Consider the following 6,843-nt stretch of genomic DNA (forward strand, 5'->3'; position numbering starts at 1 on the left):
CTATAGTCTGCCGCCTTCAATTCAATTACGCCAGCACCTTGCGGAGGCACCATGAAAATCAACGCATTAGTCGCTCACGACGCGGCAAAACCTCTCGTATCCAGCCAGATCGCGCTGCGTCCACTGCAACCGCAGGACGTGAAAATCGACATTTTGTACTGTGGCGTGTGCCATTCCGATCTTCATATGGCGCGTAACGAATGGGCGGTCAGTCGCTATCCACTGGTGCCCGGCCATGAAATCGTGGGACGCGTGATAGAAACCGGTGCTGCGGTCACAAACTTCAAGGTTGGTGATGTTGTGGGTGTCGGCGTGATGGTCGATTCCTGCCGCGAGTGCCATTTTTGTCAGCAGCAGGAAGAGCAGTATTGCGAAGCCGGTTTTACGCCGACTTACAACGGTATGGATAAGCACACGGGCGACAGCACCTGGGGCGGTTACGCGCAGAATGTGGTGGTCGATCAGCATTTTGTGGTGTCAGTACCGCAAAACTTGCCGCTGGCGGGCGTTGCACCTTTGCTCTGCGCAGGTGTCACCGTATGGTCGCCGTTACGTCACTTCAACGTACAAGCAGGCGATAAAGTGGGCGTGGTCGGCTTAGGTGGCCTGGGCCATATGGCGGTGAAACTGGCGAGTGCGATGGGTGCGGAAGTCACCTTGTTCACCACCTCTCCGGAGAAGGGCGCGGATGCACGCCGTCTCGGCGCCAGCCGTGTTGTGGTGTCGCGTGATGATGCGCAGATGGCAGCGGCGAAAACCTCACTCGATTTCATTATCGACTGCGTTTCCGCGCCACACGACCTCGACCCGTACCTCGCGACCTTAAAAACCAATGGCCGTCTGGTGCTGGTGGGGATTCCTGAGCAACCACATCAATCTCCTGACGTGACGCCGATGGTGTTCCGCCGTTTAAGCATCAGCGGTTCGTCGATTGGCAGTATTCAAGAGACGCAGGAGATGCTGGATTTCTGTGGCGAGCACAACATCACGGCAGATATCGAATTGATTGCGGGTGAGTCAGTGGAAGCTGCCTTCGCGCGTATGCTGAAAGGCGATGTGAAGTATCGCTTCGTCATTGATATGGCGGCTACCCGCTGGTGATAGACGTTGGCGATTTCAGCCTGAAATCGCCAGACAAAATGTTAGTTGAGTGACATCCCCACGTGCAGTGAAAAGTGCTGCACCAGTTGCGGTGCGCTGAGGTTATCGTGATGCGATAACCCTGCCGTGACAATCTCCAGCACATTTTCGCCACAGGCGATCAAAAGCGGCTCAATGGAAATAATCGACCCCGGCGCATGCTGATGCGGCTGGGCAAGCACACGGCTTTTCCACACGATAAAGCGTTGTTCACCTATCAGGCTGTACGCGCCAGGCCACGGATAAGCGACGCCACGAATCAGGCGATGAATCTCATCAGCAGATTGATGCCAGTGAACCTGTCCATCTTCAGGCTTTCGCTGTCCGGGTTCGCTGGCGAGGCTTTCATCCTGCACGCGCTCCATCAGACTCCCCGCACGCAGTGCGCGCAGCCAGTTTGGTAATTGTTCCCGCGTCGTGCGTACCAGTTTACGGTGCAGTGACAGTGCATCATCGTCGTCAGTGATGGTGACACGACTTTGCGCCAGAATTGGCCCGCCGTCCGGAACATGATTGATACGATGCAGCGTTACCCCGGTTTCGCGTTCGTGGCGGATAATCACCCAGTTAAGATGGGCACGACCGCGATAGGCAGGCAATAATGAAGCGTGCACGTTAAATGCCCCTTTCCTGGCGGTGGCGATCAAAGCAGGGGAGAGAGCCTGACGATATGACAGGGTGAAAATTGCATCGGGTTGCAGTGACGAGATTTTGGCAATCCATTCCGGCGTATTGATATCATCCGGGCAAAACACCGGGATCTGAAGTTGTCGCGCCATGACTTCAACTGAGTCAAAAAAACTGTTTTCCTGATGGGCGCCTGCGTGGGTGAACACGCAAGCCACTTCAAATCCCACTTCCTGTAAACTCTCCAGCGCCGCGCATCCCATCTCATGATACGCACATAACACGACTTTCATTCTTCCGCCTGTGAACACTGATTAACGTCTGGTGCTTAGCATAGCAGGGGAAGATTATGCCTGGCTTAAACCATCGCATTTGAAATGACATCTGTTATCTGTGGAGGTTAGGCGAAGCGCGGGTGTTTGAAGAGTTAGCCGCCACTCTCATTGGCTGTGTGTGGCGGCGAGCCCGGGCATCTTAGCGTCCACTTCTCACAATCACTTTGCCGCATGCATGGCCGGAGGCAACGCGTTCCAGCGCGGCGCGGCTCTGTTCCAGCAGATGGATGGAATCGATCACTATCTGCAAGTTACCGTTGCTGAAATCGCGCATGGCCTGGGGCAGGGCGACCGTGGCATCGGCAAAGAAAACGGCATGGCCATGGCGGTCACCGCGATCGGTAATAGCAAAGTCGGCCAACGTAGCAATATGTCCACCGAGTTTTAACACTTGCCATGAGCGCTCCAGGGTTTAGCCGCCAAAGGGATCTAACACCACATCAACCGGGGCAATCTGGGTGAAATCCTGGCTGCGATAATCGATCACCTCAAAATTATAGTGCCGGGAACTGGCCAATCTGCTGGAACATGGTAAACCAATCTTCCATATGCCAGGTGGTGGTCACGCGCTCGCCGTTGAGTAAGTGGAATTCGTGCAGGCGCACGCTAATGCGACGACCGGTGGGCGCAATGCCCATAAACTCACCCTGGTGCGTACCGGTAATTTCTGCGCGCACAGCAATCTTTCCCGGCTCCTGCAGCATGTCGTGCACGATGATGTTGATATCCGGGAACGCGGCGATAAAACCTGCCAGCAAAGGTTTAAATCCTTCGGGTCCCGGCCCCTGACCTGGCGCCAGTGGGATGTCATCCCAGTCTTGTGTTACCGCCAGATCCAGCAGGTCGGGATTTTTGTCACTAAAGGCGCGATAGAGGTTTTCTACCGCAGTACGTTCAGTTTGCAGGCGTTGGTTCAGTGGTTGTGTGGCAGACATGTTGGAAACCTTATTGGATTAGTTAGCGGTGCATCTCACCGGCTTGTGCAGTATTCCCGAATCTGACACTATCCATCCAACAAATGATTGGTATAGAGCAATATACAAAATATGAATTTTGAAGGGTTCGATCTCAACTTGCTGGTGGCATTTAATGCCTTAATGCTGGAGCGCAACGTCACTAAAGCTGCGGCACTGGCTGGCGTAAGCCAACCGGCGATGAGTGCCGCGCTCTCTCGCTTGCGTCGTGTTTTTGACGATCCGTTGTTTATCCGCAGCGCAGAAGGCTTGTTACCCACGGCGAAAGCGCAGGAGATTGCGGTGCCGGTGGCCGATGCGTTAGGGCAGGTGCGTCATTTAATGAAGCCCGCAGAGGTGTTTGATCCTACGGCTAAACAGCGCAGTTTTACCCTGGGATTGACGGAGTATCCGATGCATGTGCTGCTACCGGCGTTAACCAAAAAGCTGGCGGCAGTGGCACCTCATTGCACGATTCATGTGCGTTATTTTATTGATCGCGATGAGGTTGTTGCGCTACTCGATGCGGGGAAGATTGATATTGCCGTAGGCGTACCGCCAACCAAAGCAGAAAACCGAATTCTTTCCCAACCATTGCTACGCGACGATTTTGTCACCTTAGTCGGGCGCGAACACGAGGTAGCGCGTAAAGGCATGAACCTACAAGCGTTTCTGTCGATGCGTCATATTTTGGTGTCACCCGAAGGTAACCATTACGGCTTGGTGGATCAGCAGTTACGTGAGCAAGGGCTGGCGCGCACCATCAGTCTGACGTTGCCTACTATGTTTACCGTGCCCGCGCTCTTGCCGGGAACGGATTATGTGGCAACGGTACTGCGCCGCGTGGGCACCACTTCAGCCAGCCAGGGCGACATCATCATGTTTGAACCGCCGTTGACGCTGCCCTCTATTCCATTTGATTTGCTTTGGCATCGCAGAACGCAGGACAGTGCGGCGCATCAGTGGTTACGCGGTGTGATCGCGGAAGTCGGAGCAGCATTGTAGGTCAAACCAGCGGCGGGTACGTGTTGCCGCTTTTGCATAAAACTGCCATGTTACTCGACACAATAAAAAACCAAGTCGCTTTGCAAACCCGTTTAACATCAGACCAGGAGTAACAGCCATGCTGGGGATAATCCGCGTATTTACCCATCCAGATCAGCACTTTGTCGAAGAACATGGTCGGCTGATTCATCAGGAATACGCTATCAACTCAATTAGCCGGGCTATCCCCGATCAGCACAAAGGCATTTTCGATGATGCCAGTGAAGCGCTGGCGGTGCCTAAGATCGTTACGCTCGGGCGGCAATTAGAATCCGACGGCTGCAATGCGCTGTTTCTCAGTTGCGCCGCCGATCCTGGCCTTGCAGCACTGCGTGATGCCGTATCCATTCCCGTCATCAGCGCCGGTTCGGCTTCAGCAAGTATTGCTCGTATGCTGAAACGCCCGGTGGCCGTGATGGGGATTGGTGCGGCGGCACCGGCGCCTTTCCGCCAGCTGCTGGGTGAATCCGTGCGTTACGCGCGTCCGGAAGGAGTGTTGAACACCACGGATCTGCTCAGTGCAGAAGGTCGTGCCAGCGCCCTGGCCTGCGCTGATACGCTCTATCGCGAAGGCATCGAGGTGATCGCTTTCTCCTGCACGGGTTTTTCTACCATCGCGCTGGGTGACAGTATTCGCCAGCAGTTAGGGAAAGTGGCGGTGGATGCGGTGAGCGCTGCAGGCCTGTTTATCAGCCAGTTAGCCCCGCAATCTGCACGATAACCTGCTCGCGCCGCCACCCGGCGGCGCATAACATCCTGTAATCGTTTTTTTGTGATCTCAGCGATAAACAAATCCCGCCTCGCTCCGATAACTCCCTTACCAGAATTTACAAAAACAACATTCGCAGGAGAGGGAACATGGGGCTGGTATCCCGTTTACGTAATGTACGCATCACCCGGAAATTGTCAGCAGGATTTGGCATTGTGTTGCTGTTAGTGGCCCTGGCCACCTGCATCAGCGTGCAGCGCTTCAACGCGATTCATGACATTTATCAGAAAACCAATCTGATCTATGACATCAACATTGAGGTGTTCCAGGCCAAAATTAACCGCCTCAAATATCTTTATGGTGATGATAAGTCAGGCAAAGTGATGGCTGATTATGTGGCGCATGCCCAGCAGCTCAATCGTGAGGCCAAACAACTCTCCTGGACAGACAATGCCCGCGCGCTGGTGGATGAACTGGATACCCATCTCGCCAGCTTCCAGAACAGTATTGGCGCAATGACGCAAGCTACACAGCAGCTGAATAGCCAGCGAGCACAGCTCGATTCCCTGAGCCAGCAAGACATGACCTCGCGCTACACGCAGTTGATCCGCACGCCAGTGACCAATCCAGAACTGACTAACCAGATTTACGAGCAGCTCTTCGCTATCAGCAACGTGCGTGAAGAGGCCTGGGCGCTGCGCTTCAATGTCACTGATACCCTGCGCAATACCTTGCAAACCCATTTCCAGCAGGCCGACCAGGGCATGAAAGCCTTGTTGGCTCAGCTGCCACCCGAACAGCAGGGCGGATTTACCGCGCTGTGGCAGGATACCGAACGCTTTAAAGATCTCAGCCTGCAAGCGGCGGACAGCTATGGCCAGCTGCGTGCGTCAGAAGACACGGTAAAAGTCGCGGGTGATAAGAGCAGCGCGGCGATCAAAAAGATCATTACTATCGTGAAGGAGCGTAACGATGAACTGGCGAACGGTTCAGCGACGCTATCCTTGTTGATTGGGGGTCTGGCGATTCTGTTTGGCGTACTGGTGGCGTGGTACATCATCCGTCAGATTACGCGTCCGGTGTTCCACAACCTTGAGTTGGCGGAGCGCATTGCCAGCGGCGATTTAAGCTCGCAGTTTACCACCGACCGTCATGATGAACTCGGCAAGCTGACCTCGGCGATGGGGCGGATGAACGACCGTCTGCGCAGTATGATTGGCGATGTGTTGCATAGCGTCAGCAGCGTGTCGCAAGCCGCTAGCGAGATCAATCAGGGTAACCTCGATTTGTCATCGCGAACTGAACAGCAGGCGGCGGCGGTGGTGGAAACGGCTGCCAGCATGGAGGAGTTAACGGCTACCGTGAAAAATAACGCCGAGAACGCCCGTCAAGCCAGCCAGATTGCTGCTGAAGCTTCGCATAACGCCAATCAGGGCGGCAAAGCGGTGCGCGACGTGGTCAGCACCATGGGTGAAATCTCTGACAGCTCGAAGAAAATTGCTGACATCACTGCGGTGATTAACAGCATTGCATTCCAGACCAATATTCTGGCACTGAACGCGGCAGTGGAAGCGGCACGAGCCGGTGAGCAGGGGCGTGGTTTTGCCGTGGTCGCCAGTGAAGTGCGCAACCTGGCACAGCGTAGCGCCGGTGCCGCAAAAGATATTGAGCAGCTGATCAGTGAATCGGTGAGCCGGATTAGTAACGGGCATCAGCAGGTAGCGCGTGCAGGTGAAACCATGGATCAGATTCTCGGTAGCATTGCGCGCGTGAATGAGATCATGGAGGAAATTTCTGCAGCGTCCGATGAGCAGAGCCGTGGTATTGAACAAATTGCTCGCGCGGTGGGTGAACTCGATACCACAACCCAGCAAAACGCCACGCTGGTTAGCGCATCCTCGCACTCGGCAAACTCGCTGGAAGAACAGGCGATGATGCTGGAGCGGCTGGTTGCGCAGTTCCGCTTACAAGGCGCGGGGCGTTAAGTTTTTTCAAAGATAAGGCGGCCTGATGGCCTAATGCCAGTCAGTTAAGC

Annotated in this window: 7 protein-coding genes; 4 read left to right on the forward strand and 3 right to left on the reverse strand. The window is 54.7% G+C overall.

Features of this window, described 5'->3' with window-relative positions; all coding sequences use genetic code 11:
* The first annotated feature begins 51 nt into the window (after positions 1 to 51).
* A complete protein-coding gene (locus tag VI01_RS13195) occupies positions 52 to 1,101 on the forward strand; it encodes an NAD(P)-dependent alcohol dehydrogenase (protein WP_045815514.1) in 1,050 nt (349 codons plus the stop codon).
* A gap of 41 nt (positions 1,102 to 1,142) precedes the next feature.
* Here VI01_RS13195 and VI01_RS13200 read toward each other — a convergent pair whose 3' ends face one another.
* The 3 genes from VI01_RS13200 to VI01_RS13210 form a co-directional block, all read right to left on the reverse strand.
* Positions 1,143 to 2,060: a formyltransferase family protein gene (locus VI01_RS13200; RefSeq protein WP_052697007.1), complete on the reverse strand. Its 918-nt coding sequence runs from the start codon at positions 2,058 to 2,060 to the stop codon at positions 1,143 to 1,145.
* A 181-nt stretch (positions 2,061 to 2,241) separates the two neighbouring features.
* Entirely contained in the window at positions 2,242 to 2,511 is a 270-nt protein-coding gene (locus tag VI01_RS25595; RefSeq protein WP_082082059.1) for a zinc-binding dehydrogenase, read from the reverse strand.
* 85 nt (positions 2,512 to 2,596) lie between these two features.
* Entirely contained in the window at positions 2,597 to 3,037 is a 441-nt protein-coding gene (locus tag VI01_RS13210; protein WP_045815516.1) for an ester cyclase, read from the reverse strand.
* Between the two features lie 111 nt (positions 3,038 to 3,148).
* Between VI01_RS13210 and VI01_RS13215 the strand changes: the two genes are divergently transcribed.
* The 3 genes from VI01_RS13215 (at position 3,149) to VI01_RS13225 (ending at position 6,793) form a co-directional block, all read left to right on the forward strand.
* Positions 3,149 to 4,060: a LysR family transcriptional regulator gene (locus VI01_RS13215; protein WP_045815517.1), complete on the forward strand. Its 912-nt coding sequence runs from the start codon at positions 3,149 to 3,151 to the stop codon at positions 4,058 to 4,060.
* 118 nt (positions 4,061 to 4,178) lie between these two features.
* A complete protein-coding gene (locus VI01_RS13220; protein WP_045815518.1) occupies positions 4,179 to 4,820 on the forward strand; it encodes an aspartate/glutamate racemase family protein in 642 nt (213 codons plus the stop codon).
* 137 nt (positions 4,821 to 4,957) lie between these two features.
* A complete protein-coding gene (locus VI01_RS13225) occupies positions 4,958 to 6,793 on the forward strand; it encodes a methyl-accepting chemotaxis protein (protein WP_045815519.1) in 1,836 nt (611 codons plus the stop codon).
* The last annotated feature ends 50 nt before the right edge of the window (positions 6,794 to 6,843 follow it).

This window comes from Pantoea sp. SM3, from assembly GCF_000963995.1.
Lineage (GTDB): Bacteria > Pseudomonadota > Gammaproteobacteria > Enterobacterales > Enterobacteriaceae > Pantoea > Pantoea rwandensis_B.

Bases quoted from the DNA above. Each gene is read 5' to 3' on its own strand.
- VI01_RS13195 (WP_045815514.1), top strand. From the start codon at position 52: ATGAAAATCAACGCATTAGTCGCTCACGACGCGGCAAAACCTCTCGTA.
- VI01_RS13200 (WP_052697007.1), bottom strand. From the start codon at position 2,060: ATGAAAGTCGTGTTATGTGCGTATCATGAGATGGGATGCGCGGCGCTG.
- VI01_RS13215 (WP_045815517.1), top strand. From the start codon at position 3,149: ATGAATTTTGAAGGGTTCGATCTCAACTTGCTGGTGGCATTTAATGCC.
- VI01_RS13220 (WP_045815518.1), top strand. From the start codon at position 4,179: ATGCTGGGGATAATCCGCGTATTTACCCATCCAGATCAGCACTTTGTC.
- VI01_RS13210 (WP_045815516.1), bottom strand. From the start codon at position 3,037: ATGTCTGCCACACAACCACTGAACCAACGCCTGCAAACTGAACGTACT.
- VI01_RS13225 (WP_045815519.1), top strand. From the start codon at position 4,958: ATGGGGCTGGTATCCCGTTTACGTAATGTACGCATCACCCGGAAATTG.